This window comes from uncultured Psychrobacter sp. (assembly GCF_947488565.1).
GTDB classification, from domain to species: Bacteria; Pseudomonadota; Gammaproteobacteria; order Pseudomonadales; family Moraxellaceae; genus Psychrobacter; species Psychrobacter saeujeotis.
The window spans coordinates 173,056-199,558 of record NZ_CANKZC010000005.1; the positions used below are offsets into that span (position 1 = coordinate 173,056).

Sequence of the window (26,503 nt, forward strand, 5' to 3'; positions counted from 1 at the left end):
AAAGAAATAAGGTAAATTTAGACGCTGACGACAGCAATTGTACCGCGTATGACAAAACTATGATGAAAAGCATAATAATCTTGCGAAAACCTGCCTGATATGGCGGTGATTTTGCTAGACTAGCGCTTAAAGAATGAATTAATTATAAGGTGAAAGACCCTATGTTAGCAAAGCGTATCATCCCTTGTTTGGACGTAGACAATGGACGCGTGGTCAAAGGCGTACAGTTTGTCGATATCAAAGATGCAGGTGACCCTGTCGAAGTGGCGCAGCGTTACAACGAACAAGGCGCTGACGAGATTACTTTTTTAGATATTACTGCCACCAGTGATGAACGCGATACCACCTATCATACCGTTGAGCGCATGGCTGAGACGGTGTTTGTGCCCTTAACCGTTGGCGGTGGCGTGCGAAAAATCGCCGATATTCGCAATTTGCTTAACGCGGGCGCCGACAAAGTCGCCATTAACTCAGCTGCCGTATTTACTCCGGAGTTCGTCGGTGAAGCTGCGCAAAAATTTGGTAACCAATGTATTGTCGTCGCTATCGATGCCAAGCGCGTTGCAGATATCGAAGTGAATGGCATCATCACACCGCGTTGGGAGATTTTTACTCATGGCGGCCGTAAGCCAACGGGTATTGATGCGGTCGCTTGGGCGAGCAAAATGGCCGATCTTGGCGCAGGCGAATTGCTCGTCACCTCGATGGACGGTGACGGTACCAAAAAAGGCTATGATTTGGCGCTGATGCGTGAAATTACCAGCCGCGTTAATGTGCCTGTCATTGCCTCTGGCGGCGTTGGTAATTTAGAACATTTAGCGGAAGGGGTATTACAAGGCGGCGTCGATGCAGTGCTGGCTGCCAGCATTTTTCACTTTGGCGAGTACACGGTACAAGAAGCCAAACAATATATGGCCGCACGCGGTATTGAAATGCGCTTATAATACAGACATTATAAAATAGATACATTATATTTTAACGCGCGGCTGGGATGCTTTTTTTAAACATAAGTTGCGCAGCCTCTGGGCACGCAGCACGCAAGGAAAATTTATACCAGTCGCGCTGTATCGTTTTTACATTAGATCAGGGCCTGTAAAGTAAAAACTTATTGCTAAAAAATGCTATCATAGTCAACGACTTATTTTCGCTTGTTTCATTATTTAATCACTATTCAACAATTAATAAAATCAGAGGATACCTTTATGTCAAATTTACAGCAGCAGCGCAATGACGTTACTCATATCGATGGTAACTTACACCAAAATGAGAACGCCCGTATCGGTATCGTGGTCGGTCGTTTTAATGGTTTTGTCGTTGAGTCATTAGTCGATGGTGCTATCGATGCCCTACTACGTCATGGTGTATTGGGTAGCAATATTACTGTCATTCGTGTGCCGGGCGCGTTTGAGTTGCCATTGGTTGCCCAGCGTGCTGCTGAGTCTGATCGCTTTGATGCGATTGTTGCGCTAGGCGCGATTATCCGTGGTAGCACGCCGCATTTTGACTTTGTCGCTAGCGAATCAGCCAAAGGTCTTAGCAGCGTTGCGATTGATTATAATATCCCTGTGGCCAATGGCGTGATCACAACCGATAGTATCGAGCAAGCGATTGAGCGCTCTGGCACTAAAGCGGGTAATAAAGGCTCTGAAGCAGCGATGGTGGTGCTTGAGATGTTGGCGGTATTATCACAGCTAGATATCGACGACGACAGTGACGACGCTTAATTGCTTTTCAAAATGATTGATTGCTAATTGTATTAATTAGCTTATACATATGATTCTCGGTTATTTTTATTGGAACGATGGTCATAACTATGGCTCTGATAAAACTGTAGTAAACATTTAAAACTGACTGGTGATATCTGCCTGTCGACCACTATTTAACATCTTATTTTTACCCTTATTATTTTAAAACTAGGTATAAACCCCTTATGACTGACCAACTCAAACGTGCGATTAATGCAGCAAAAACCGAGCAACCCAATACTGAACAAGCTAAAGCAACCGGTATAGCGAGCAGTAGTGCGGGTGATCAAAATTTTGATATGAGTGAGTCTTCTTATAAGACCAGCCATACTGCTGTCCGTAAAGCACGACGTTTTGCTATGCAAGGCCTGTACGAATGGCTGGTGACTGACCGCCGTTTCGATATAGATGGCAAGCTTGGCTGGAAAGACAATGCACCCCATGATATCGCTGCCCGTACTCGCGCCACCAATGCCATGCATACCGTCCATATCGGCTACTATCATGAAATGATGCGCGATATTCCAGAGCAAATCGAGGCATTGGACGTACTTATCAGTCAGCATCTTGATCGTGACATCAACAAATTAGACACCGTTGAGCACGCTATTTTATTGATTGGAGCTTATGAGCTACAAAACCGCTTAGAGATTCCATATAAAGTCGTACTCGATGAAGCCATGAAGCTCAATAACCACTTTGGTGCGACTGACGCCCATAAATTGATTAACGCTGTCCTTGATAAAATGGCAGTTGAGTTACGCGAAGTGGAAGTACAAGCAGATACCAAAGCCAATCTACGCACTTCACAAAAAACGGCTGCTAAACCTGTAGTAAAAACTGATACGAATACAGATAACACTACCGATACACGTAGCATTGAAGAAAAACCAACTGCTTCAAATAAGCCACGTATCAGTGCTAATAATACCAACGTCAAACGCAATAGCGCTAGCAAAGCCAGTGCAAACATTAGTGACTTTAAGGCAAGTAAAAAAGATAATGCCAAAAAAGATGACATTACTTCTGATGAAAAAAGCCAAGACTGACCATGAATGAATTTGAGCTGATCGAGCGCATATTTACACAAATGCAAGCAGCACATTCTTTAGCTGATGATGTCGAAAAAGGCATTGGCGATGATGCGTCGGTGATGGCATTGCCTGCAGGCACGCGCTTGGTCAGCTGTATTGACACCTTGGTTCAAGGTCGACACTTTAGTGCCGATTGGGATGAAATAAACAAACTGGCCTTCCAAATTGGTTATAAAGCAGTGGCAGTCAATGTTTCAGATATCGCTGCTATGGGCGCAACGCCGCATAGTATTTTGCTGGCGCTGGCACTGCCTGAGCGTTTGGCAACTGAGACTTGGCTCATAAACTTTGCTAAAGGCTTGTTTCATGCCTGCAAGCTGTTTGACGTGACCCTTATTGGCGGTGATACCACGCGCAGTGAGAACTTAGTACTCAGCGTTAGCGCACAAGGGTTATTAGCCGCAAGCACGCCAGCAGTCTATCGCTCGGGCGCCCAAGTCGGCGACAAAGTTTATGTCTCAGGCACCCTTGGTGATGCCGCCTATGCTCTACAGCACCCTAACAGCCGCCAAGGTTTAGAGCTGGCTCATCGTTTGCATACGCCTACGCCGCGTATTGCCTTAGGTTCAGCGTTAGCACAAATTGGCGCAACGGCGATGATAGATATCTCAGATGGCCTATATCAAGACCTTGGACATATCTGCAAGCAGAGCGCTGTTGGTATGCGCATTGATTTGGAGCAGCTGCCGGCTAGCCAACCCTTAGCAAGCGTTGATTTAGCTGAACGTTTATTATGTCAGCTGACGGGTGGCGATGATTACGAATTGGCGTTTACCTTACCTGCTCATATTGAGCCGCCTACTATTAATAGCAGTAACACGCAAGTCACCTGTATTGGTGAAGTGATAGCCGTAAACGAGGCAGATAGTTTACGACCAGAGCTTTTGTATCAGGGCCAGCCAGTAACGCCTACGCACCCTACCCCTTTTGCCACTTGGCCGACTCTTACTGGTTACCAACATTTTGCAGGTTAATCCATGACGGATCATGACTTATCTAAGCCCGATATTCGTAAAGCAAACGATTGCCCACCGCTACCTACTAATGCCAGCCTACTTGACCGTATTATTTATTGGCTTGGTATTGGTTTAGGAAGCGGTCTACCTCGCCGTGCTCCGGGTACTTGGGGAACGGTTGGTGGTTTGATCGTTGCGATACCGCTTATGAGCTTAGGTTTTGTACCGTTTCTGATTATCACAATACTATCTTGCATTATTGGTATCTGGATATGCGGTCGTACCTCTGATTTGATGCAAGGACATGACGATCCGCATATCGTTTGGGATGAGTGGGCTGGTATGTGGATTACTTTATTGCCTTTTTCTTATACAGGTATTACTGTTACGAATTTTTGGCACGATATTTCACAAATTTTGTCTATTATTGCTCTTGTCATCGCATTTGTACTTTTCCGCTTCTTTGATATCATTAAACCACCACCCATTGGTTGGGCAGATAAAAAAGTCTCAGGTGGTCTTGGTATTATGCTCGACGACATTATTGCCGGTATTATGGCCGCAGCTGTTTGGATTGTTGTTATGATAGGCATGCTAGTATAAATAACTGCTATTTTAGCTAATTATGTTACAAACTACCTCATTACTATAAACCCAACCATAACAAAGCATCATAATATTCACTTAAATGAATATGTTTTTCTCGACATTTGCGTTATAATCTTATCATATTCTGTTACACCTATTATAGAGTACTTATGACAAATTCCCTTTCTGTAATTATCCTTGCTGCCGGAAAAGGCACGCGTATGCAGTCTGCTAAGCCAAAAGTTTTGCAGACATTAGCAGGTAAACCTCTATTAGGACACGTCTTAGACACTTGTGATGAGTTGACTGTTACTAAAACTATCGTGGTTTATGGTTTTGGTGGCGATCAAGTACAGACGGCGATGGATAGTCAATATGCGCATTTACCAATTACATGGGTCGCGCAGACTGAACAGTTAGGTACAGGTCATGCTGTTAAAGTTGCCTTAGAGCAATTGCCAAAAGATGGCCAAAGCCTTATTTTATATGGTGACGTACCCCTAGTAAGCTGTCAGACTTTAGCGACACTACAAACAGCTAACATTGATGGCATGTCGATGCTGACGTTAACCGTGGACAATCCATTTGGATTGGGTCGTATCAAGCGTGATGCATCAGGAAATGTTGAAGCCATCGTTGAGCAAAAAGACGCTAGCACCGATGAACAGCGTATTAAAGAGATCAACAGTGGCATTTATTGCGTTGATAATGCTCTGCTTCATAAATACTTGCCTGAATTATCAAATGACAATGCGCAACAAGAATACTATTTGACCGATATCGTCAAAATGGCGGTTGCTGATGGTGTGACGATTGCAGCAATCGAGCCTGAACATACGTTTGAGATTGAAGGGGTTAACAACCGTCAACAATTGGCCAGCTTAGAACGTACTTGGCAAAATAAGCTCGTCGCTGACTTGCAAGAAGATGGTGTACAGTTTGCTGACCCGACTCGTGTTGATATACGTGGTACGCTAAGCGTGGGTCAAGATGTGTTCGTCGATGTCGGTGTAGTATTTGAAGGTGACTGTACTTTAGGTGACAATGTCTATATCGAAGCTGGCTGTGTTATCAAAAATACTCAGATTGGCAATGCTTGTCATATCAAACCGTACTGCGTGCTTGATCGCGCTGAAGTCGGCGCTGGCGTTGATGTTGGCCCTTTTGCAAACTTGCGCCCTGACACCGTATTATCTGACAACAGTAAAGTTGGCAACTTTGTTGAGATTAAAAAGTCGACTATCGGTCATGGCAGTAAAGTCAATCACCTCAGTTACGTTGGCGATGCGACCGTAGGTACTGATGTCAATATTGGTGCTGGGGTCATTACCTGTAACTATGATGGTGTGAATAAGTCGCAAACTATTATTAACAATAATGCTTTTGTTGGCTCCAATGTGAGTTTGGTTGCTCCAGTAACGGTTGGCGATACTGCGGTAGTTGCGGCAGGATCTGTAATTACAGAAGATGTTGATAGTAATGCGTTGGCTTTGGGCCGTGCTCGTCAGGTACAAAAAGCAGATTTTCAACGTCCAACTAAAAAGTCGAAATAGTTAGCTGATAGTAGTAAGTTTATAGTTAAGCGTTTAGTAGTAAAATTATAACCAACTTGAGCAGCGCGGCAGTTTTGCGGTGCTGCTTAATAATATGACTTATATATTAAATAACTTTTGAACACTCAAAGCTTTTTTACTTACTACTGATTTGTATACATTGTTTTTGATTCACTTTTATTTGTCTAACATCATTAAAAATTTAACTTAAGGAATAGCTATGTGCGGAATTGTAGGCGCAGTTGCTGAGCGTAATATCGCTAATATTTTACTTGAAGGCCTAAAGCGTTTGGAATATCGAGGCTATGATTCTGCGGGCTTGACGGTAATTCGTAATGGTGAATTACATCGTGAACGTCAAGTAGGCAAAGTACTGGCATTGGTTAATGCCGTCGCAAATGATCCAGCCAATTTTGATGGTCATATTGGTATTGCGCACACACGCTGGGCAACTCATGGCGAGCCTGCACAACGTAACGCGCATCCCCACGTCTCAGGTAAAATCGCGGTCGTTCATAACGGTATCGTTGAAAACTACGCTGAGCTAAAAGAAGACTTGATGGCCAAAGGTTATGAGTTTACATCACAGACAGATACCGAAGTAGTCGCGCATCTGATCAATGATGTTTATCAAAAAACATCTGATCTACTAGAAGCTGTCCGCACAGTTACGCCGTTACTACATGGTGCATTTGCCCTTGGCATCGTCCACGTAGACAGTCCAGAAGAGCTCATTGCTGTACGTTTGGGCTCACCTTTGGTCATCGGTGTGGGTATCGGTGAGAACTTTATTGCGTCAGATCAATTGGCGCTATTGCCAGTCACCAACCGCTTTATGTACCTAGAAGAAGGTGATATTGCCAATATTACGCGTGAACATATTCGTGTGTATGCGGACGGCGTAGAAGTCAGTCGCAAAGTACATGAGATAGATGCCAAGCAGCACAACGCCGATAAGGGCGAGTTTAAGCATTATATGCTCAAAGAAATCTACGAGCAGCCAGATGCGGTCGCTCGTACGGTTGAGATGGCAGTAGATAATGGTGAAACGACCAAACTACGCGATGACTTTTTAGACCGTCACGAAACAAAGCTTGCTGGTGTTAAACACATTCAAGTGCTCGCTTGTGGTACCAGTTATCATGCGGGTATGGTTGCAAAGTATTGGTTTGAAAATTTAACACGTCTGCCCTGCTCGGTCGAAATCGCAAGCGAGTTCCGTTACCGTAATCCTGTCGTTGTCGATAATTCGCTCGTCGTTTGTATCTCACAATCTGGTGAAACAGCCGATACTTTATCGGCGTTACGTGAGATTCAAAAGCACAAACCAGAAGGGTTAGTGAGTTTGGCACTGTGTAACGTACCAACGTCATCATTAGTACGCGAGACGGATATCTTTTTGCCAACACTTGCAGGGCCTGAAATTGGTGTCGCGTCTACCAAAGCCTTTACCACCCAGCTTGTCGCGCTAGTGCTATTATTGTTAAAGATTGGTGTCGTACAACAGCGTATCGATAATGAGCGTTTGACGTCACTACTAGAAAACTTGCATAAGCTACCAGGTCAGCTTCATGCCAGCTTAAAGCTTGATACTCCTATTAAAGCGATGAGTGAAAGCTTTGAAGAGAAAAAGAGCTGCTTGTTCTTAGGTCGCGGTTTGCAGTTCCCAATTGCCTTAGAAGGCGCGCTTAAGCTGAAAGAAATCTCTTATATCCATGCTGAAGGCTATGCGGCAGGTGAGCTAAAACACGGTCCGTTGGCATTGGTAGATAAAGACATGCCAATCGTGGTACTTGCACCAAAAGACAATATGTTCGATAAGCTTAAAGCCAACATGCAAGAGGTACACGCGCGCCACGGTGAGCTGTTTGTATTCGCCAGTGAAGCCAGCCAAATGGTTGCAGAAGATAGATTGCACGTGGTCTATGTACCTGATGTCTGCGAGATACTCGCACCGATCGTTTATAGTGTTCCTGTGCAGCTGTTGTCGTACCATGTTGCTGTTATGCGCGGTACAGATGTCGACCAGCCACGTAACTTGGCCAAATCGGTAACGGTTGAATAATTTAAGTTGTTGATTTTACACTAAATTTAACCAATACAGCTTTATTCTAAATATTACCGTAACATGCCAAATCCTCCGCTATCTTATGCAAAGCAGATGGCGGAGGATTTTTTTGTATAAAAAATTGAAAAGTTTAATAACTTAATGGCACTTCAATTATAACCGTTCATTTGTGTACAGCGTATAAACACAGTACCAATTTATTATGCCATTATGAGTGTGATAAAAAGATATTTATAAGAGACAGTAAATATATAATGATGGCATCTACATTATGAGCATTGAAGACACAAACATGAACCTGAATATGGATATCGAAAACGGCAACGTTGACCAAAACACCGATCCAATAGAAATCATTTATGAAGATGAGTTTTTAGTAGCCATTAATAAAGAGGCGGGACTACTCGTCCATCGCAGTTGGCTGGACAAAGGTGAGACACGCTTTGCTCTGCAGCTGACCCGCGATGCGGTAGGGTGTCATGTATTTCCAGTACATAGGTTAGATAGACCGACATCAGGGGTGTTGCTGTTTGCTAAAAGCTCAAGCGTCGCGCGCAGCCTTACCGAGGCTTTTACTGAGCGCAAGGTAACCAAACACTATTTAGCGGTAGTACGCGGTTACATGCCAGAGCAAGGCTCTATTGATCATGCACTCAGCTTTAAGCCTGATGCCATCGCTGATAAATTTGCCAGTTTGGATAAACCTGCCCAAGAGGCGGTGACCCATTGGCAAAGCTTGGCGCAAATTGAATTGTCCTTTGCCGTATCAAGAAAGCATGATACCAGTCGCTATAGTCTTATACGCTTAATACCTGAGACAGGGCGCAAGCATCAGCTGCGCAGGCATATGAAACATCTATTTCATCCTATAGTGGGTGATACTAGCCACGGCGATGGACGACATAATCGATTTTTCCGTAGTCAGTATGATTGCACGCGCATGCTACTGCATGCTCAGACTTTAGCACTCAGTCATCCAGTTACTGGTGAGCCGTTGCTTTTAAAAGCAGGATTAGATGATCAATGGATGCGCATTTTAGAAGAGTTTGATTGGGTTGAGAGTGTTGAGGGTTTGGTTCCCTATTGAGGATTTGAATATTAGGCTATAGGCTAATAGTCTCAATATTTTAACTTGCTGACATAGCTGTCAAATTCATAAATATTAACTGGGAAGGTTTTAGTTATATAGCTTAACGATAATAATCAAACCAAAAATTGTGCGTTTATTAAAATCAGCTCTACGGTTTTTTAGCAAGCTTACTGGTTTTCATTTACTTCACTCGATTAGATAAAATAACGCCAATTGAGCTTAACACTATGCCGCATACCACTACTATTGTTAAAGGCTCATGAAGTATCAACGCTGCAAGTAAGGCGGTCAGTCCAGGAGACAAGGAACCAAGCAGCAAGGTACGAATAGAGCCCAGTTTGTTGACTGCATAAGAAAACCCAATGGTTGAGACCACCCCAACACCAACGCCTTGTACTAAGATAAAAGGTAGCGCGTCGTCAAAAGAAACGACCCCTAGGTTTGTCTTTAAAATGCCAACCAGAACCATCACTAATACTATAAAAAATGATGTGTAAGAAAGGACAATAGCCACCGCTATTGGACTTAACTTTGTATTTTTTAGACCCAAGGTATAACCTGCCCAGACCAAGCTTGCAAGTAATAAGAAGGCCACGCCATGTAGCAGGCTTTTAGGCGGAGACCCTGCATTCCCTACAATCATAGCGGTTACACCAAATAAAATCAGGATGAATGCCAAAAATTTCTTTAACGAGATCTTTTGACGATAAAGAATAAAAGACAAGAGGGCAGCAAAGAATACTGGCGTCCCTGTCAAAATAGTACCAACGTAAGCAGCAGGAGCAGTTCTTGCGCCAAAGGAAGCTAGTAATAGAAAGGGCACGCCGCCACATAATATAAATAAGACATCAATCCATTTGATACTTTTGACTTCCCTCAAACTGGAGTATGCCCAAGGCGTCAATAAAAGTAATGGCACACTAAATCGAATGAGCATGACATCAGCAATACTTAGCGATGACCCACCAATAGCTCGGACAGTCAATGCAAAACCTGACCAAATAAGTAGCACGGCAATCATAGCCACATAGCCTTTCGCTAGCGGAGACATTGCAAATAAGGTGTTTTTGCGCGGAGAGGATTGAAAGATTGTATTCATGTCGATATCTTAAGCTTGTATACAAAGCCTAATTATCAATCAAACATCGCGCTTTTATCTCTATTCTTTTATTGCAAATCTATAGTTATTTAGTGGATAATGCCAATTAATATAGAATTATTGGCTTAAAACACCAGAAAGGTAATACATGGATAAAATTGATCGTCATATTTTGGAAGTGCTTCAGAAAGAAGGACGCTTATCGACAGCTGAATTAGCCGAGCGCATTGGTCTGTCACCCTCACCTTGTGCTAGGCGCCTGAAACGTTTAGAAGATGAATCCTATATAGAGAGTTACCAAGCGAACGTTAGTAGAGTGAAAGCTGGCATTGAGATGAGCTTTTTTGTGGAAGTTAGTCTCAATAACCATCAAGAAGCGTCAATTATCGCTTTTGAAAATGCATTATCTGAGATGGAAGAAGTCATTAATGGCCATGTGGTCTCGGGCCCTTATGATTACTTATTGGAAGTAGTCAGCGCAGACCTCAACGGTTATGAAGAGTTTACGCGTAAATTGCATAAGCTGACTAGCGTTAAAGACATACATACCCACTTATCAGTGAGAAAAGTGGTTAATAAAACAACGTTGCCTATTTTTACATGATATCTTTTAACACCTATTAGGGTCTGCGCTCAATTTAAAAGACAGTCATTTAAATGACTTAAGTAGTGAATAAACTCAAGAAGATGCCATGAAGACTTTACAACTCAGCTCAATCATTTTATTAGCAGCCTTATCCGCGCTAACCGGTTACCAAAAAACTGACAAGGCATTAGAGACATCACTAGAAACACAGTCCCCTAGCGTCATGAAAAAGTTATTCAATATTGATGTTGATAAAGCATTTTATATCACTTTTCCCGATCATAAGAATCAAATCCAATTGACAGAGTTTACTAAGTTGAGCACTAGTAAAAATGAAAAGCCTTATGTAAAAGGCGTCCTGTCAAACAATGAACATTATGCAGCATGGCTTGACTATACTAATATCACTGCGTTGAATATTTCAAATGATAAGAACATTTTTAAATTTGTTGCGCCTTATACTTTAACGAATACCAATCCTGATACGGATAAAAAATCCAGTCTAGATAGCCCTGATCTACCTAGTAGCGCACTCTATCTAGGTGCTTTTGAGCTAGATTACCATACTAATAATATCAACCAATACGGGCAACAGCTTTTAGGTAAGTACAGTACACTGACTGCGATAGATTATGATGGACAAAAGACTGTTGATGTCACTATACGTCAGTATCCAACACACGCTGACCAAGATAAAGAAATCAACTCAAGTGCTCATAGGCTGACGTTTGATGTAGATGAAGAGTTGAGCTTAGTTGATGATGCTATCGTAGAATAAGCATTTAGTGGCTTTAATTATGGGTTAGTCTCGTTTTTACCTGCATGATTAGTGATAAAGCATAAAAAGTTACTGATAAAGCTAGACAGATAAAAGTCAGAGGTAAAAACAGACTTTCTTGAAGTACGCCTTCAGAATCAATGTCGCCGTAAAACATGGTTTCCATCAGTCCAGAAAACGCAGCAAGCGCTAGCAGGATTGAGCCACCGATAAACAGTTTAGATTTCATAAAAGCTCCTTTAGATGATAAATTGAGGGCATACACACGCTTTCCTCATCGTTGTAGTATAGTTATCGATCAATGACACAAATAGGATAGTTTCCTGGATTCTGACCACCACCTAGATCTAAGCAAATATCATTATAATGACGTTCGTGAGCTTTGATACCTAGCCAAAAAGCAAGAATGGCAGTAACAGCAATGATTATCATCATCTTAATATTCATATAGAGATCCTAAGTAAACAAGTAACCACAACAATATTGAATTGGATCTATCTTATATGAGTTACAAATAAATAGAACTGTAGCTTGTTCTTTTCACAAACTCTTCATACTTGTGTTCTTTAAAGCAATTCCAATTACGAGTAAGTATATTAAAAGTGATTTGTTTGTCATGCAGTTTGTTGTTGTATTTTTCTTAATTTTAGGTCTTACCGCATTATTCATATATCGTATAAACATGATGTAGCGTAGTGAATGAAAAATTTGATAAATAAGTCCTGATAGGGCTTTTTTTATGCTTGTCATTTAGATATAGCGCTTCACTAGGAACAAATAAGACGCTACAGTCCTAATTTTGGGGTCTTTGCTGATTGTATATTTTAACTATACCTGCAATCGTATTTTTTTGAATGTTTACTTTTTTTCGTAATAGCGTTACCAGTATTTTAAATTAATATTTACTCATATTTTAAGGAAACATTTTGGCAATTATTGGTACAATTTGTGCTTTTCTTGCTTTGACTATAATCGCAATAATAGATAATTTTCTATTTGTACCTAAAAGGAGTAAACACAATCCTAGTAGTAAGTAAACACTGTCCCGATCAATCATAAGACTTTTTATGGTTTCGTTGTTTATAACTCTTTATTAACATCTTAAACGATTAACCCAGATATTTTAATATTAGTTCTTAGTTGTCCGAAAACCTCTAAGATATAGATCTCGGCTCGATGACTTTTCAAGCCTCAAGATCATTTGTCATGATCCATAAATACTCAAACCACTCCCTTATAAAGAAAATAAAGTCCTACTACAAATAACAATACCGAAAAACACTTTTTCAATAATTGCGGTGAGAGCATATGAGCAACTTTTGCGCCGATTTTAGCGGTAAAAAAGCTCATAATACTGATACCCAAAAAGGCATACACATGCACAAAGCCAATGGTATTAGGTACATTCACTTCTTGTTGCATACCAAAGAACATAAATCCTAACGCGCCAGCTATAGCAATAGGTAGACCACATGCCGCTGAGGTGCCAACCGCCTTTTGCATGACCACATTATAACGGGTGAGATAAGGCACCGTTAAGCTGCCGCCACCGATACCAAAGATAGCAGAGGCGATGCCAATGACCCCGCCTGCTGCCAACTGTTTCGGCTTAGACGGTAGCTGCATAACGTTGTTATTAGCATCATTAAAATCTTTACCTACCTGTTTTTTACCCCCAAAAAACATCTTATAGGCAACCCACAGCAAAAACACACCAACGATAAGCTGAAGGTATAACCCAGATATCTGTCCTGCAATCCCCGCGCCAAAAAAACAACCAAGCACCAAACCGGGAGCGAGGTTTTTAAAGACCGGCCACATGACGCCGCCTTTTTTATGGTGCGCCATCAGCGAGCTGATAGAGGTGATAATAATGGTTGCAAGGGAGGTACCCAATGCCAGATGCATGACGTTATCAGCGGGGAAATCCATTTGGGTAAAGACAATAAATAGCAGCGGCACAATGATAGTACCGCCACCTACGCCAAAAAGCCCTGCCGCAAACCCTGCTAGCGCGCCAATGATTAAAAAAATGAATAATTCCACAGGTGAGTACTTTTTAGTTGGTTAAAGTTAAAGAGTGAATCACTTAAGCCTTCTGTATTTGACGAACGTGATGATAAGCGCGATTAAAATAGACCAAACTCTCGCCACTTTCAGAGTCTTGCTCAGATTGGCTGATAGCGACTACTCGGCACATAAACACACTATGAGTGCCCACTTGCTGAATATCCTCAATAACGCAATCAAAGCTCACCAACGCATCTTGTAGAACGGGCGCGCCAGTGACCAGCTCAGTCCAAGTGCCCTGCGCAAAACGCTCCTTTGCACTTAATTTAGAAGCAAAGGCATTGGATAAATGCTCGTGCTGCGCGCCTAGCACATTAACCGTTAAGATTTTATTCTCTACAAAATGCACGTGCGAGCGTGCCGCCGTATTCATACAGACCAGCAAAGTTGGCGGCGTATCGCTGACACTACATACCGCAGATGCGGTAAAACCATGACTGCCGGACACGCCTTTAGTCGTGATCACATTCACCGCTGTCGTGAGCAACGACATGGCATTTCTAAAATCAGTGACTTCAATCATAACTAATATCCTAAATTTATCACAGCTTGTTTCTCAAATGCGCTTAGCTGTAGGCTGGGTTTTTAACCCAGCATCATAACTTTGTAATATATAAAAGCTGGGCTAAAAGCCCAGCCTACACGAATATATGTATGCTTGTAACTGAGGCCACTCATGGGGATAAACAAGCTAAGGGGTGTTAAGAAACGCTAAGTCGTCAGCTCTTGACGCACGATTGCCGCGCCAGCGCTTAATGCTTGTAGCTTACCGCGGGCAACCTCACGAGAGAGCGGTGCCATGCCGCAGTTGGTCGACGGATATAGCTTATCGGCATCGACGAACTGCAAGGCTTTGCGTAAGGTATCGGCCACTTCCTCAGCCGTTTCAATGGTGTTGGTGGCGACATCGATAGCACCGATCATCACTTTTTTACCGCGAATCAGCTCAATCAAGTCCATAGGCACATGCGAGTTTTGACATTCAAGCGAGATAATATCGATATTCGACTGCTGCAATTTGGGAAACGCTTGCTCGTATTGACGCCACTCGGAACCCAGTGTTTTTTTCCAATTATTATTGGCTTCGATACCATAACCGTAGCAGATATGCACCGCCGTTTCACACTTTAGCCCTTCGATAGCGCGCTCAAGCGTAGCCACGCCCCAATCATTAACATCATCAAAGAACACGTTAAATGCAGGCTCATCGAACTGAATAATATCGACACCAGCCGCTTCTAATTCGCGCGCTTCCTCGTTAAGGATTTTAGCAAATTCCCAAGCGAGCTTTTCACGGCTTTTATAATGCGCATCGTATAGCGTATCGATCATGGTCATCGGGCCTGGTAGCGCCCATTTGATCGGCTGATCGGTTTGCGCGCGCAAAAACTTGGCATCGTCAACAAACACGGGCTTAGTACGGCTGACCGCGCCTACCACTGTTGGTACGCTCGCCTCATAGCGATCACGTATTTTGACCGTTTCACGATTCTCAAAATCCACACCTTGCAGGTGCTCAATAAAGGTCGTCACAAAATGCTGGCGGGTCTGCTCGCCATCGCTGACGATATCGATACCAGCTTGTAATTGCTCTTGCAAAGACACGCGCAAGGCGTCTTGTTTGGCTTCTAATAACTGCTCGCCATCTAATGCCCAAGGCGACCAAATTTTTTCAGGTTCTGCCAACCAAGATGGTTTGGGTAAGCTACCAGCGGTTGAGGTTGGTAATAGTAATTTTGATGATAATGTTGTCATAGTGATTTGTCTTTTATATTTTGGTTTTTATAGTAAATGTATGGTGATTTGAGAAGAGACTGTTATCTATTTTTTACAGCCTCTGTCAGCGTAGACACAGCAAGCAAGAAAAATGTATAACAGTCTCCCTAAATAATCTCTACATCGAACTAGTTTCATATCTTGGCGAATAGCATACTATTAAGCCGCGCGTTTTCTAACCGTTGAACGGCTAACCTCAAAGTCTGCCGCCCACTCCTCTAAAATATTTTGATACGGCTTAATAAACTGCTCTTCGGTGAACTTACCTTGCGTTACCGCCATCTGACTACGCTCTTCACGGTCATAGACCACTTGTGTCAGCGAATAGTCTTGATAGGTTAAACTCGGCTGATACACTTGTGCAGCGGTCGAGTTGGCATTATAAATCTCAGGGCGGTAGATCTTTTGGAACGACTCCATCGTCGCAATAGCGCTGATCAGCTCAAGATCGGTGTAATCACTGAGCAAATCACCAGCGAAATAAAACGCCAGCGGTGCCACGCTACCGGTAGGCATGAAATAGCGCACGGTTAAGCCCATCTTATGAAAATAATCATCCGTCAAAGAGTACTCATCCTGTCTATACTCCACCCCTAATACTGGATGCTGATTGGCAGTGCGATGATAGGCTTTACTGGTTGAGACACTCAGGCAAATCACTGGTGTCTTGCTAAAGTTAGCTTTGTAGGCCTCTGACTGTAATAAATACTGAAACAGTTTGCCATGTAATTCACCAAACTCCGCTGGCGGCGGGCATCCTGGGTTTTTATCGAAATGCTCAGGCAGGACCACGCTAAAGTCGTAATCGCGCACATAGGATGAAAAGCTGTTGCCGATCATGCCATCAATACGGGTATTGTCTTTATGATCGACAATAGTGGTTTGTAGCATCTCAATGATCGGAAAGGCGTCGCCCTTACCTTCGATATCCATATTCGCTGAAATAATATCCACCTCAACAGAGTAACGATCGGCGTTTGGGTTATCTGAATGCGCTAAAGCATTAAAACGATTGTTAATCATATTAAGCGTCTTGCGCAAATTATCCTCACGCTGCTCACCACGTGCTAGATTAGCAAAATTGGTGGTCAGACGCGTGCTCTCTGCAGGCTGATAGTTTTCATCGAAACGGATGCGCTTAATTGAACAGCTAAATTCTTTACTCATGATAGATTGCCTTTATTCAAGATAAAACCAAATTTGTGTATGAGGTAGATCATACCCAAACTCTGACATGAATAAAAACGATGTTAATTAAATTTAAGATGAATATAATTCACTTATGAGCTGATAATATTAGGTAATAATGGTTTTCATGATTAATTTAGACAAATTTGTTAGGTAAAAAAATAGCCTTGTAAAAGCGTGAACAGTACTAAGGAAGACAAATCTAAGAGTTGACAAACCAATCGTCAATAATCTTACTACGACGAATACAAACCATATATAACGCATGGTACAAAGGGGCTATTAAGAAAATAGTGGCTGTATTATGGTAACTAACTAACAAATGATAGCAATTAATTATCAATTTCATAGTAGGACAGTTATTAAACCTAAAAAACCCTACTATTATTTTATTAATAGTAGGGTTTTCTTATTAAATATCATGTGAGTTAACGTATTAAATTTATAAAACTAGCATGTTCCACTCGGCGTTTTTCTCTTTTTAAAACATAACTTTATATTATAAAATGTTTCCGTTCCAAATACATTAACACAGGGACTATACCAAGTATATTTTTCCCCATCCATACAACCATTGTTGTAACAGAAAAATAGCCATCTATATTCTTTTACTCTTTTAAAGTTATAACACCACTCATCTCTATACTTTTTACATGGATAAGGAAAAATCCATTTCCAACATACTGTCCAATAGCTTACTGTTTCATGGGTAACCATTTCACACCTCCGCTGTCTTAATTATGAGACTTAAGAACGCTATGTATATAGTATATTACATATATAATATGTATATTAGATTAAGAGTGAAATAACTACAATTAAAAACATTATTGTCAATAATTTTGGATAGATACATTCTAGTAAAGTTTTAATCTCAATTTAATATGATTTGAATAATCTAGTTAATTAATAAGACACCATGCTGTTGATCAAAAATTCAAGTTACGTAAATAGTAAAGGACAGTTTAAAAAAAGTGGTACGAATTTAAAATGGCTAATACATAAACATTCTAGCTAATATTTACTTTTTTAATATATTAAATCATTAAACAATTACTTATATTACTTTTTAACATCGTTAATTGAAACAGTATGGATACTTCCTTCTCAGAGCTTCATCACAGTAGACACAGCTCTTTCGAGTACAAATTGTAAGCAGGCATTTGACATACTGTGGATACACAACTGGGAAACCATTTTTAGAATGATATAACTTATAGTGTTAAGTGCAGTCTTTTAATTTTATTACGTTATTGATACTGCTCGTATAGGTAGCCAATATCTTTTGTAAGAGAATTAGGCGATAAAAAAGGCCAAGACTTGTTCATTCAGTCTTAGCCTTTTCTATGCTTACTAAAGCTATATTTTGTCAGCAGCCGGATTATTGTTATCTTTACCATGCGGTGTCAACCATTTAGCAAACCATCCTGACAAATCATCCATCAAAGTATATACGACTGGAATTACGACCAAACTTAATAGCGTTGAGGTTACCAGACCGCCTAACACAGCAGCTGCCATCGGGCGTCTAAAGGTAGGATCGGCATCACCCCAGCCAAACACGAGCGGCAACATGCCAGCACCCATTGCAATAGTCGTCATAATGATAGGACGGGCGCGCTTGCGACAGGCATCGATAATAGCCTCAAAACGTGCTAAGCCTCTGTTTTGCGCAATAATGGCATAATCGACCAATAAAATAGAATTTTTGGTTGCGATACCCATTAGCATAATAAAACCAATCATCGACGGCATCGATAGACTACTACCCGTAATAACTAAGCCCACGAACGCACCGCCTATCGATAACGGCAGTGCCATTAAAATAGTAAAGGGCTGTAAAAGCTTACCAAAGAGTAGAATTAAGACGCCTAAGATACAGATAATACCCACTGACATGGCAATGACAAAACCGCTAAATAGCTCAGCCATGTTTTCTGCTTGACCCTGTGCAATCATCGTAATAGAAGCTGGAAGTTGCTGCATGGAAGAGGTGTTTTTGACTGCATTTATCAATTCACCAAGCTCACCTGCACCAGGCTGCACTGTAATAGTGATTGAACGTTCACGGTCAAGTCGGCTGATCTTTGCAGGCCCTGTACCAAACTTGAGATCAGCAACTTCGCCGACACGTACACCTTGTCCGGCTGGGTTTGTACTAGGTACATACAAGCCTTCTAACTGATTGACGTTTTGTTTGGCCACATCAGGTAAGCGCACCACGATAGGGATCTGCCGCGTATCTAAATTGAGCTTGGATAGACGCTGCTCATAATCACCCACTGTCGCAATCCGTAAGGTGGTTGCGATATCTTGTGTAGTGACGCCTTTATCTGCCATTGCTAGCCGATTAGGGGTTACAGTCAGCTCTTGTTGCGGTAAGCTGCGATCACTGGTGACCGCGCCTACAATTGGTAATGCGCGGATATCTGTCATAATTTGCTGGGCAGTCTGCTCTAGCACTTGCGGATTGGTACTGGTCAATGAAAAGCTATATCCCGTCTCGCCGCCGCTTGATAACCCTACTGTAAAACGCGCACTAGGCACTTCTGTCAATATGGCACTAATATGTTGTTCAATCTCCTTTTTGGAGATACGCTCGGCACGCGGTGTCAAAACGATATCTAAACTGGCAATATTCTTTGCGCCGCCACTGCCGCTAGAGCTGTTTGGACCCATCGCCTCTTGTGCTTGTCCAACTGAAGAAAAAACATGAGCAACTTCAGGCAATACTAAAATACGCTCACGTGCTAATGCGGTCACTCGCTCGGTATCTTGAAGCTCAACATCAGGTGTCAGCTCAATCCCTACTCGCGTTTGATCAATGTCATTATCAGGAATAAACGAGGTCGGTAGTAGCTGTACTAATGCCAATGACCCTACAAATAGTAATAAGGTGGCGCCCATCGTTAACCAGCGATGATGAAGTGTCCAGGATACTATCTTTAGATACCAGGTCATCAAGGCGCTTTGTTTTTCGACCCGATGTTTTTCTGGTCGCAAAATGTAGGCTGCCATCATTGGTGTAATCAAGCGCGCGACCAATAACGAGGCAAAGATAGCCATCGCTGCTGTCCAACCAAATTGGCGGAAGAACTGTCCAACCACACCGCCCATAAAGGCTGTGGGTAAAAATACTGCGATTAAGGTAAAGGTAGTGGCAATAACTGCAAGACCGATTTCATCAGCGGCTTCCATTGCCGCTTCATAAGGTGTTTTACCCATCCGTAAATGGCGAATGATATTTTCGACCTCAACGATAGCATCATCGACCAACACTCCGATGACCAGCGACAACGCCAATAATGAAATAATATTGAGACTAAAATCAAACAGATACATCCCCAAAAAAGTAGGAATGACCGACAATGGCAAAGCCACAGCGGCGACGATAGTGGCGCGAATATTGCGTAAAAATAAGAACACCACAACGACTGCTAAAATACCGCCTTCAATCAACATGCGTAACGAAGACTCATAGTCCTCTTCCACTGGAGTCGCACGGTCGTAGACTTTTTCGACCTCGATATTACTCATCTCAGCACTTAACTGCGCCAGTGCTGCGTCCACTCTCTTGGTAACTTCGACTTCACTGGCACCGCGTGAGCGCGTAATGTTAAAGGCGACAACCGTTTTGCCATCTAGCTTGGCAACGGAGCTAGGATCAGCCGCGCCATCCGTCACTTCAGCCATACGCCCTAACGCTTGTGTGCCGCCAGTAGGTACGGCAATCTGTAACTCGGTAAGCTCACGCGCACGCTCTACCGCTCCCAACACTCGAATGGTCTGAGTCGTAGTACCAACTTCAGCTTCTCCGCCTGCGCTATCTTGCTGAATACCAGTGATTTGCTGAGACAACTGAGGGATAGAGAGCTGTAAGCCACTAAGCACGATAGGGTCAGCGGCAACCGTAATCTCACGCTCAAGACCACCAATACGACTGATAGCGCTTACTCCTTGAATATCAGATAAGCGCTTGGTAATCGTGTCGTCCACGAACCATGATAAGTCCTCAACACTCATATTATTTCCAGTCACAGAATAGGTGACTACTGGAAATCCTGCGGTTGAGACTTTAGTAATAATAGGATCATTCGCGGCGGCGGGTAAGTCTCCACGTACCTCACCGACAGCTGAACGCACATCATCCATGGCTTCTTGAATGTCTTTTTCTAACACAAACTCGGTTGCGATAGTCGCAGCGCCTGTTTGTAAGGTAGTACGAATATGCTTAATACCTTCAATGCTAGTCAGTCTGTTTTCAATCTTTTTAGCCACATCGTTTTCAAGCTGGGCTGGGGCGGCTCCTGGCAAAGTAACCGTGACTACGACCGCTGGTAGATCAATATCAGGGAACTGCTGCACTTTCATTTGTTGAAAGCCAAACAAACCACCGAAAGTGAGCAAGACAAATAATAAAATCGCAACGAGCGGGTTTTTGATAGAATAGGTAGATACATTCATATTCATGATGTTGCCTGCACAGCCTGACTCTCAATGACCCGTACCAAGTCACCATCATTTAAAAAACTACCGCCTTGCTTGACCACTCTAGTATCGCTCGGCAAAGGCTCTGCAAGTATGGCGCTGTTGTCAATACGATCTCCTAAGGTCACGCGCTGCTGTTGAATACGGCCAACCGTTTTGCCATTTTGGGTTTTGATATCCGTCACTAGCATCACATAATCATAGCCATCGTTGCTGACAATGGCGCTATTGGGCACCGTTTGCATGCTTTCGCTACCGAGCAAAAACTCACCAGTTTGGTACATACCTGCACGCGCTGCAGAGTTGTCATTTAAGCTTGCATAGATAGTAATTTGACGGTTATTGTCCGCTGTCGGCGCGATACGACTGACTTGCCCCATCACCGACTGGTCCCTTGGCAAGCTGACTTTAACAGGCGTGCCCACGTTTATATCACCAATTAACTTAGGATCGATATCAGCACGCCACTCTAAAACACCCCCCTTAATAATCGTAAATAGCGGCTCACCACCTGCGACCATGCCGACCTCAGCCATCTTTTCACTGATTACCCCACTTACGGGCGCGACGACGTTGGCATTCTCAAAGTTTAGGCGCTGATTGCTTAAGCGCGCTTTTGAGGCTTGCAGGGATGCTCTAGCACGAATCTCAGAAGTACGGTAACGGTCCGCCTCTTGTTTACTGATAGCATCGATATCAAGTAGCGGTAGCACGCGTGCCGCATCTGCACTCGCATTGGCAAGCGTGGCTTCGGCTTCGGCCACGTCTGCTTCTGCTTGCAACACCTGTTGTTCCATCGCGTCGGTATCGAATATTGCCAAAACCTGACCTGCCTTAACGCGCGCACCTTCTTCAACCAATACACGCTCAATCGCCACCCCATTGACCTTGGCACTGACATTGGCAATATCCTTGGCACTAATCGTACCGTCAGCTGTTAGCGTGTTGCCGACACTATCTTGACTCGGCTGTACGGTTTCGACCGTTAAAACGGCTTGATCGCTATCGGTATCAATGGGCACCTTATCATTTTGTGTCCCAGAGACAACGGTCGACTCATCCGTAGTCGAGTCATTGCCACCCCAATATTTGCCTAACAGCACACCAATGACCAGCACTGCTACCAGCACAGGCAATAGCCACACAGGCAGCTTTTTTGAGGGTTTATGCTTAGGCGTATCAGGGTTGCGATAAGGCGGCAGCTCACTCTCAGGTGTAGAATTAGACACTTGCTTATCATTAGGGTCTTGAAGGTCACTCATAGTTGGTCTCTATAAATAAGCACATTGGTAAAAAAGAGGATAAACGTTAATTTTTAGCGGGGTGGTATAGACAGTTTATATTATTGAACGCTTTTTGCATTGTAGTCTATCGTACCAACAGGTCAACTGTCGTTTATCCTTTTTTATCAATAACTCACCAAGAACTATCGTTAGAATATGAAGTAAACGTGCAGTAATAAAAATATAGAGGTAGGAGTCTATGAGTGGGGAGTTGTATGATTAACTAAAGAGCCTTTCATGACTCATAAAAAAAGGCTAAAAAATATAAGAACAAGAAAGTATAAGAGTGAAGCAATCTCTAAATAAAACTTCTTTTAAAATATACCAATTGGTCAGATGCATAGAAAAGGATAGCACTGACTATTGTTTTTGCATTTATAGTTTATATATGGTTAAAGTTCTACTTGCCAAACTATCTTATACGTTTTTTTAAGCATTGGTATAGCGGCTGGCTTCTGGCATCCAGCGATGAATTAGTTGGCTGACGTCGGCTTTACGCGTGGGGTCGGCAATTAGATGCTTGGCCAAACGTTGAGCGATGGCAAATAGCTCTTCATCACGAATCAAATCCGCCAGATAATAGCCTACATTACCCGTTTGGCGTTTGCCTAGCAGCTCACCTGGTCCGCGCAGCTCAAGATCTTTTTGGGCAATGACAAAGCCATCGGTGCTATCGCGCAGCACATTTAACCGTTCTGTACCTGTCTCTGATAAAGGTTTTTGATACAGTAGAACGCAGAAACTTTTGGTCGAGCCGCGTCCAACGCGACCACGCAATTGATGCAGTTGTGACAGACCCAAACGCTCGGCGTTTTCAATGACCATTAACGATGCGTTCGGTACATCAACGCCGACTTCGATGACCGTTGTAGCAATCAACAAATCAAGATTGCCTGCCTTAAACTCTTGCATGATGGCTTGTTTATCAGCGGACTTCATTTTGCCGTGAACCAGGCCAATACGAATATCCAAACGCTCATTTAAGTCCTCAAAAGTCGCCTCGGCAGCTTGTGCATCAAGTACGCTCGACTCTTCTACCAAGGAGCACACCCAGTACGCTTGCCTACCTGACTCACAGTTAATTGCAATGCGTTCGATCACTTCATCGCGGCGGTTACGATCAATGGTCACGGTCGTAATCGGTGTACGCCCGGGTGGTAGCTCATCGATAATTGAGGTGTCCATATCGCCATAGACACTCATCGCGAGCGTACGCGGAATAGGCGTTGCGGTCATAATTAGCTGATGCGGCGTACTATTCGCCACACCTTTATTAGTCAAGGCCATGCGCTGCTCAACCCCAAAACGATGCTGCTCATCAATAATGACTAAACCCAATTTGGCAAATTGTACTTGCTCTTGAAATAAAGCATGAGTACCAACCACCACTTGCACCGTATTTTCGCTCACGGCTTCTAACGCTTCGCGGCGCTGCTTTGCGGTTTGTTTGCCAGCCAGCCAACCGACTTGGATACCCAACGGCTCAAACCACTGTTTAAAGTTTAACAAATGCTGTTCTGCTAAAATCTCAGTCGGTGCCATGACCGCCACCTGCCAGCCGCTATCAAGCGCGTAGCCTGCTGCGCCTGCTGCGACTAACGTTTTACCTGCGCCTACATCACCCTGTACCAGTCGCAGCATTGGAATAGAAGTCGCCATATCAGTGGTAATATCTTTCATCACACGCTGCTGCGCACCGGTTAGATCAAAGGGCAATGCTGCAAACAACTTATCAGCCAATGGGCTTTGAGTGGTGCATTTGGGCGCTTTATACTGGTGCAGCTGCTGACGGCGATATAACAGACTGAGCTGATGCGCGGTCAGCTCTTCGATAATAAGGCGCTGACAAGCCGCATGTGTACGCGCGCTTAATTGAGTGAGTAGTTTATACTGCTGTCCAGCGTCGGTATAAGTAGGCGGTGTATGCAGTAGCACCAACGCTTCAAATATCGTTAAGTTGTAGACATTGCTGTGTGCATTGTTATGAGCGCCACTAGCGGCGATCGAATTGCCTTTATTGCTTGCGTCATAAGTAGTCACACCAGCTTTGTTACCGTGATCAGTAGCAGCGTTGTCTGGCACACTACGCGCCAATGCGGAGAATATGTCTTCTGAATAATCCGTCTCTGTAACCAGTAGTTTAGTCGGCTCAAAGGGCGCTAATGGCAAATCTGCTACCACAGCAAAATCCTCTGGCGTAAATAGCGTCATTGGTAGACCTTGGCCGCGTACGGTTTGTAGGGCCAGCTTAATCAAAGTACGTAATTTATTTTGATGCAGGCCTTTGACGCTCGGATAGATGGGCTGTAGGCCCGTGTTGGTAATGGCGACACTATCAGTCAAAATCTGATATTCAGGATGATGCATCTGCTTGCCGTAACGGCTGACTTTTACTTCTCCAAACAGCTGTAGTCGCGTGCCCACACTCATGGTCTGGGCAAGGCCACGATAAACCTTGAAGAAGCGTAGAGAGATTGTGCCAGTATCATCGTCTACAATCACCGTCATGCCACTGCGTTTGGTCTCGACATGTACCACCCGCCCCGTGATTAATGCCGCTTGCCCATGCCCTACATCTGCGATAGATACGAGTCGGCTACGGTCTTCATAATCTCGCGGCAAATGGAGTAATAAATCAAAAATCCGTGTAATACTCAGTTGCGTTAATTGCTCTGCTACTTTTGGTCCGACACCTGCCAGCGCCGTCACTGGCATATCTAATGCTGAAGCCGACTGTTTGGGCAACACACTGTTTGATAAGTCGGCTATGGAATGGCTAGATATTGGCATCAAAAACCTTAAAGATATTATTTTAAATTCTACATACTCAAATGTTTTATACTTGATTATTGTATGACACTGATGATGAAAGTATACCTAACTATGACGACAATCAATACGCTATAAAGTGTACTTTAATCATTATAGCTGACAATACTATTAATAAGACTAAGCTATTTGGTGATCGTGCGTCTATAGACTCAACCCTTAATCAACCATTCATTTGACCAATATTTTGCTTTCAAAATGCTTTTAAGGCCTTTCTATGTCCGTTCAGCCTATTCACAATCTAGATTCTCAAACCTTCTATGAAAAAGTCATACGCACAAGCCTACTGACGACTCTAGGCGTCATTGTCAGTGCTTGTAACAGCATTGGACCATCCACTCCAATCACACAAACTCAGCCAGTCACAAAAGCACCAACCGTCGCTTTAGTGTTAGGTGGCGGCGGTGCTAAAGGCTTTGCTCACGTTGGTGTTATTAAAGTATTAGAAGAAAGCGGTATCACGCCGACACTCGTGGTAGGAACGAGTGTCGGCAGTTTGGTTGGTAGCCTTTACGCAAGTGGTTACACACCAATGCAGCTTGAGCAGGTGGCTCTGAGTACCCCCGATAGCGAATTAACAGACTTTGTCTTATCCAACCAAGGCTTTATCGAAGGCATCAAACTCAAAAATTTTATCAACGCTAAAGTTGGTGGTCGTACAATAGAGGACTTTCCGATCCGTTTTGCGGCTATCGCAGCTGAGAAGCACACACTCAAAAAAGCGGTCTTTACCTCAGGAGACGCAGGCCTTGCCGTCCAAGCTTCTTGTAGCGTACCAAATATTTTTATTGCCCCGCGTATTCCCGAAAAAGTCGGTAAAAAATATATTGATGGCGGTGTGGTCAGCTTGGTGCCTGTCGATAGTGCTCGAGACTTGGGCGCTGATATTGTCATTGCTGTCGATGTCACTATGCCCACGTTTAGTAAAAATAATCTGACTAGCAATCTACTACCGGCTATTACTTCATTAAGTAGCTTTTGGGCATTACTGGAAAACAACCTAGCCTCGAACGTTGCTTATTCGAGTACCAGTCGTCACTTATCAGTACGTAACGAACGCGAGCGCGCCGACATTGTGATTACTCCTAATGTCGGTCACATCAGCTCGTTAGATACCAGTCAACGTAGCGCACTAATTACCGCTGGCGCGCAAGCCACTTCCCTGCAAGTCAATGTCATCAAACAACTTATTAAAGAGAAATCTAGTAGTAAGCACGCCACCCTTTAACACCTTATAAACTGTTTTTTACCTGCTCTAAAGATGGCATAAAAAAAGCACCGCAATTATTAATTGCCGTGCTTTTTTATTTTA

21 protein-coding genes are annotated in these 26,503 nt (G+C 43.2%); 11 read left to right on the plus strand and 10 right to left on the minus strand.

The window, feature by feature from the left end; translation table 11 throughout:
• Nucleotides 1–161: 161 nt before the first annotated feature.
• The 8 genes from hisF to truC all read left to right on the plus strand — a co-directional run bounded on the left by hisF (nt 162) and on the right by truC (nt 9,091).
• On the plus strand, nt 162–944 hold the full coding sequence (gene hisF, locus Q0890_RS11970) for an imidazole glycerol phosphate synthase subunit HisF (protein WP_299221245.1): 783 nt from the start codon (nt 162–164) through the stop codon (nt 942–944).
• 258 nt (nt 945–1,202) lie between these two features.
• Nucleotides 1,203–1,724, plus strand: a complete 522-nt coding sequence (ribE, locus tag Q0890_RS11975; RefSeq protein WP_299221247.1) for a 6,7-dimethyl-8-ribityllumazine synthase — start codon at nt 1,203–1,205, stop codon at nt 1,722–1,724.
• A 206-nt stretch (nt 1,725–1,930) separates the two neighbouring features.
• The gene (gene nusB, locus Q0890_RS11980; protein WP_299221249.1) at nt 1,931–2,794 is read left to right on the plus strand and encodes a transcription antitermination factor NusB; all 864 of its coding nucleotides are present in this window, start codon (nt 1,931–1,933) and stop codon (nt 2,792–2,794) included.
• Nucleotides 2,795–2,796: 2 nt separating this feature from the next.
• Nucleotides 2,797–3,813, plus strand: coding sequence for a thiamine-phosphate kinase (thiL, locus tag Q0890_RS11985; protein ID WP_299221251.1), 1,017 nt, complete (start codon nt 2,797–2,799; stop codon nt 3,811–3,813).
• A 3-nt stretch (nt 3,814–3,816) separates the two neighbouring features.
• Nucleotides 3,817–4,398, plus strand: coding sequence for a phosphatidylglycerophosphatase A (locus tag Q0890_RS11990; protein ID WP_299221253.1), 582 nt, complete (start codon nt 3,817–3,819; stop codon nt 4,396–4,398).
• A gap of 155 nt (nt 4,399–4,553) precedes the next feature.
• Entirely contained in the window at nt 4,554–5,936 is a 1,383-nt protein-coding gene (glmU, locus tag Q0890_RS11995) for a bifunctional UDP-N-acetylglucosamine diphosphorylase/glucosamine-1-phosphate N-acetyltransferase GlmU (RefSeq protein ID WP_299221255.1), read from the plus strand.
• Nucleotides 5,937–6,156: 220 nt separating this feature from the next.
• Complete coding sequence (gene glmS, locus Q0890_RS12000; RefSeq protein ID WP_299221257.1) at nt 6,157–8,001, plus strand: glutamine--fructose-6-phosphate transaminase (isomerizing); 1,845 nt, start codon at nt 6,157–6,159, stop codon at nt 7,999–8,001.
• Between the two features lie 307 nt (nt 8,002–8,308).
• On the plus strand, nt 8,309–9,091 hold the full coding sequence (truC, locus tag Q0890_RS12005) for a tRNA pseudouridine(65) synthase TruC (protein WP_299221326.1): 783 nt from the start codon (nt 8,309–8,311) through the stop codon (nt 9,089–9,091).
• A gap of 184 nt (nt 9,092–9,275) precedes the next feature.
• Here truC and Q0890_RS12010 read toward each other — a convergent pair whose 3' ends face one another.
• The gene (locus Q0890_RS12010; RefSeq protein ID WP_299221259.1) at nt 9,276–10,193 is read right to left on the minus strand and encodes a DMT family transporter; all 918 of its coding nucleotides are present in this window, start codon (nt 10,191–10,193) and stop codon (nt 9,276–9,278) included.
• A gap of 148 nt (nt 10,194–10,341) precedes the next feature.
• On the opposite strand from Q0890_RS12010, the gene Q0890_RS12015 reads away from it, so the two are divergent.
• Both Q0890_RS12015 and Q0890_RS12020 read left to right on the plus strand, forming a co-directional pair.
• Complete coding sequence (locus tag Q0890_RS12015) at nt 10,342–10,797, plus strand: Lrp/AsnC family transcriptional regulator (RefSeq protein WP_299221261.1); 456 nt, start codon at nt 10,342–10,344, stop codon at nt 10,795–10,797.
• Between the two features lie 88 nt (nt 10,798–10,885).
• Nucleotides 10,886–11,557: a hypothetical protein gene (locus Q0890_RS12020; protein WP_299221263.1), complete on the plus strand. Its 672-nt coding sequence runs from the start codon at nt 10,886–10,888 to the stop codon at nt 11,555–11,557.
• Nucleotides 11,558–11,570: 13 nt separating this feature from the next.
• On the opposite strand, the gene Q0890_RS12025 is transcribed toward Q0890_RS12020, so the two are convergent.
• From Q0890_RS12025 to recG, 9 genes are all read right to left on the minus strand, one after another.
• The gene (locus Q0890_RS12025; protein ID WP_299221264.1) at nt 11,571–11,786 is read right to left on the minus strand and encodes a hypothetical protein; all 216 of its coding nucleotides are present in this window, start codon (nt 11,784–11,786) and stop codon (nt 11,571–11,573) included.
• A 62-nt stretch (nt 11,787–11,848) separates the two neighbouring features.
• Nucleotides 11,849–12,004, minus strand: coding sequence for a hypothetical protein (locus Q0890_RS12030; protein WP_299188083.1), 156 nt, complete (start codon nt 12,002–12,004; stop codon nt 11,849–11,851).
• 774 nt (nt 12,005–12,778) lie between these two features.
• On the minus strand, nt 12,779–13,603 hold the full coding sequence (locus tag Q0890_RS12035) for a sulfite exporter TauE/SafE family protein (RefSeq protein WP_299221266.1): 825 nt from the start codon (nt 13,601–13,603) through the stop codon (nt 12,779–12,781).
• Between the two features lie 43 nt (nt 13,604–13,646).
• Nucleotides 13,647–14,150 (minus strand): flavin reductase, encoded by a 504-nt coding sequence (locus Q0890_RS12040; protein WP_299221267.1) that lies wholly within the window; start codon nt 14,148–14,150, stop codon nt 13,647–13,649.
• A gap of 188 nt (nt 14,151–14,338) precedes the next feature.
• Entirely contained in the window at nt 14,339–15,382 is a 1,044-nt protein-coding gene (locus tag Q0890_RS12045; protein ID WP_299221269.1) for a methionine synthase, read from the minus strand.
• A gap of 180 nt (nt 15,383–15,562) precedes the next feature.
• Nucleotides 15,563–16,570, minus strand: a complete 1,008-nt coding sequence (locus Q0890_RS12050; RefSeq protein ID WP_299221271.1) for a DUF1852 domain-containing protein — start codon at nt 16,568–16,570, stop codon at nt 15,563–15,565.
• Nucleotides 16,571–17,950: 1,380 nt separating this feature from the next.
• Nucleotides 17,951–21,061 (minus strand): efflux RND transporter permease subunit, encoded by a 3,111-nt coding sequence (locus Q0890_RS12055; RefSeq protein ID WP_299221273.1) that lies wholly within the window; start codon nt 21,059–21,061, stop codon nt 17,951–17,953.
• Nucleotides 21,058–22,341, minus strand: coding sequence for an efflux RND transporter periplasmic adaptor subunit (locus tag Q0890_RS12060; RefSeq protein ID WP_299221275.1), 1,284 nt, complete (start codon nt 22,339–22,341; stop codon nt 21,058–21,060). Before Q0890_RS12060 ends, Q0890_RS12055 begins: the two co-directional genes overlap by 4 nt.
• A 450-nt stretch (nt 22,342–22,791) precedes the next feature.
• Entirely contained in the window at nt 22,792–25,152 is a 2,361-nt protein-coding gene (recG, locus tag Q0890_RS12065) for an ATP-dependent DNA helicase RecG (protein ID WP_299221277.1), read from the minus strand.
• Between the two features lie 256 nt (nt 25,153–25,408).
• On the opposite strand from recG, the gene Q0890_RS12070 reads away from it, so the two are divergent.
• A complete protein-coding gene (locus tag Q0890_RS12070) occupies nt 25,409–26,419 on the plus strand; it encodes a patatin-like phospholipase family protein (protein ID WP_299221279.1) in 1,011 nt (336 codons plus the stop codon).
• Nucleotides 26,420–26,503: the final 84 nt, after the last annotated feature.

Bases quoted from the DNA above. Each gene is read 5' to 3' on its own strand.
- hisF (WP_299221245.1), top strand. From the start codon at position 162: ATGTTAGCAAAGCGTATCATCCCTTGTTTGGACGTAGACAATGGACGC.
- ribE (WP_299221247.1), top strand. From the start codon at position 1,203: ATGTCAAATTTACAGCAGCAGCGCAATGACGTTACTCATATCGATGGT.
- nusB (WP_299221249.1), top strand. From the start codon at position 1,931: ATGACTGACCAACTCAAACGTGCGATTAATGCAGCAAAAACCGAGCAA.
- thiL (WP_299221251.1), top strand. From the start codon at position 2,797: ATGAATGAATTTGAGCTGATCGAGCGCATATTTACACAAATGCAAGCA.
- Q0890_RS11990 (WP_299221253.1), top strand. From the start codon at position 3,817: ATGACGGATCATGACTTATCTAAGCCCGATATTCGTAAAGCAAACGAT.
- glmU (WP_299221255.1), top strand. From the start codon at position 4,554: ATGACAAATTCCCTTTCTGTAATTATCCTTGCTGCCGGAAAAGGCACG.
- glmS (WP_299221257.1), top strand. From the start codon at position 6,157: ATGTGCGGAATTGTAGGCGCAGTTGCTGAGCGTAATATCGCTAATATT.
- truC (WP_299221326.1), top strand. From the start codon at position 8,309: ATGGATATCGAAAACGGCAACGTTGACCAAAACACCGATCCAATAGAA.
- Q0890_RS12010 (WP_299221259.1), bottom strand. From the start codon at position 10,193: ATGAATACAATCTTTCAATCCTCTCCGCGCAAAAACACCTTATTTGCA.
- Q0890_RS12015 (WP_299221261.1), top strand. From the start codon at position 10,342: ATGGATAAAATTGATCGTCATATTTTGGAAGTGCTTCAGAAAGAAGGA.
- Q0890_RS12020 (WP_299221263.1), top strand. From the start codon at position 10,886: ATGAAGACTTTACAACTCAGCTCAATCATTTTATTAGCAGCCTTATCC.
- Q0890_RS12025 (WP_299221264.1), bottom strand. From the start codon at position 11,786: ATGAAATCTAAACTGTTTATCGGTGGCTCAATCCTGCTAGCGCTTGCT.
- Q0890_RS12030 (WP_299188083.1), bottom strand. From the start codon at position 12,004: ATGAATATTAAGATGATGATAATCATTGCTGTTACTGCCATTCTTGCT.
- Q0890_RS12040 (WP_299221267.1), bottom strand. From the start codon at position 14,150: ATGATTGAAGTCACTGATTTTAGAAATGCCATGTCGTTGCTCACGACA.
- Q0890_RS12045 (WP_299221269.1), bottom strand. From the start codon at position 15,382: ATGACAACATTATCATCAAAATTACTATTACCAACCTCAACCGCTGGT.
- Q0890_RS12050 (WP_299221271.1), bottom strand. From the start codon at position 16,570: ATGAGTAAAGAATTTAGCTGTTCAATTAAGCGCATCCGTTTCGATGAA.
- Q0890_RS12055 (WP_299221273.1), bottom strand. From the start codon at position 21,061: ATGAATATGAATGTATCTACCTATTCTATCAAAAACCCGCTCGTTGCG.
- Q0890_RS12060 (WP_299221275.1), bottom strand. From the start codon at position 22,341: ATGAGTGACCTTCAAGACCCTAATGATAAGCAAGTGTCTAATTCTACA.
- recG (WP_299221277.1), bottom strand. From the start codon at position 25,152: ATGCCAATATCTAGCCATTCCATAGCCGACTTATCAAACAGTGTGTTG.
- Q0890_RS12070 (WP_299221279.1), top strand. From the start codon at position 25,409: ATGTCCGTTCAGCCTATTCACAATCTAGATTCTCAAACCTTCTATGAA.